Annotated in this window: 2 protein-coding genes; both read right to left on the reverse strand. The window is 32.7% G+C overall.

Features of this window, described 5'->3' with window-relative positions; translation table 11 throughout:
- Positions 1-952, reverse strand: a 952-nt coding sequence (gene wecB / locus BKK47_RS12195; protein WP_279626191.1) for a non-hydrolyzing UDP-N-acetylglucosamine 2-epimerase, incomplete at its 3' end; no start/stop codon positions are given.
- 3 nt (positions 953-955) lie between these two features.
- A partial coding sequence (locus BKK47_RS12540; RefSeq protein ID WP_162273579.1) for a glycosyltransferase occupies positions 956-1,323 on the reverse strand: 368 nt, incomplete at its 5' end.

Consider the following 1,323-nt stretch of genomic DNA (forward strand, 5'->3'; position numbering starts at 1 on the left):
CCAATTTTAATGTTCCTGCTTCTATTCCTTCTGGTCTTTCTGTAGTATCACGCATCACTAAGACGGGCTTTCCTAAAGAAGGAGCTTCTTCCTGTATGCCGCCTGAATCAGTTAAAATTAAATAACTTTTATTTAGGAAATTATGAAAATCTATTACTTCTAACGGTTCTATAATTTTGATACGAGAGTCCGCTCCCAAAATTTTATTCGCGACTTCCCGTACTTTAGGATTTTTATGAATTGGATAGATCGCCTTTACATCTTCGTTTTCATCCAGAACTCTTTTGATCGCTCTAAACATATTTTCCATTGGTTTCCCTAAATTCTCACGTCTATGCGCTGTTATCATTATTAATTTTGAAGAATTTACCCAATCTAAATATGGATGTGAATAATCATCTTTGATTGTGGTTTGTAATGCATCTATTGCTGTATTTCCCGTCACAAAAATTGTATGTTCTTTCTTTCCTTCATTAAGTAAATTCTGCTTCGATATTTTCGTAGGTGCGAAATTATAGTCCGCAATAATAGAAACAGCTTGACGATTAAACTCTTCAGGGAAAGGACTATGTAAATCATAAGTTCGTAACCCCGCCTCTACATGCCCTACCTTAATTCCTAAATAAAATGCTGCTAAAGAAGTTGCAAAAGTTGTTGTAGTATCACCATGAACAAGAACAATATCAGGTTGCTCTTTTTCTAATACTGGTTTTAATTTTTCTAGAATATCTGTTGTAATAGTAAAGAGACTTTGATTATCTCTCATTATTGATAAATCATAATCAGGAATTACAGAAAATATATCCAATACTTGTTGTAACATTTCTCTATGTTGCCCTGTTACACAAACTACAGTTTCAATGCGATTTATGTTTTGCAGCTCTTTCACTAAAGGGCACATTTTTATTGCTTCTGGTCTCGTGCCAAAAACTAACATTACTTTTTTTATCATTTTTTATATTCCTGATACTGATTTATAAGCCATTAACGTTTTCTCTGCAGCTTTTTCCCAAGTATATTCTTTAAAAATTCGTTCTTGTAATACTGAATTTTTTTCTTTGTTATAAGCCAAATCAACGGCTTGTCTAATACTCATCAAATCATCTGGCAAACAATAAAAAGCTTCTGAACCAAAATACTCAGCCGTAGTACCAATTTTGCTAACAGCTAAATTGCATCCCATAACTGCAGCTTCTAAACTAACTAAGCCAGGAGTATCTAACCAACTTGGCAATGCACTAACTCGACATACCTTAAACAATTGATATAATTCATCATTACTTATTTTCTCAATATATGTATAATTTGGGTTATTATCTATAT

The sequence above is a fragment of the Rodentibacter mrazii genome (assembly GCF_001998825.1).
Taxonomy (GTDB): domain Bacteria; phylum Pseudomonadota; class Gammaproteobacteria; order Enterobacterales; family Pasteurellaceae; genus Rodentibacter; species Rodentibacter mrazii.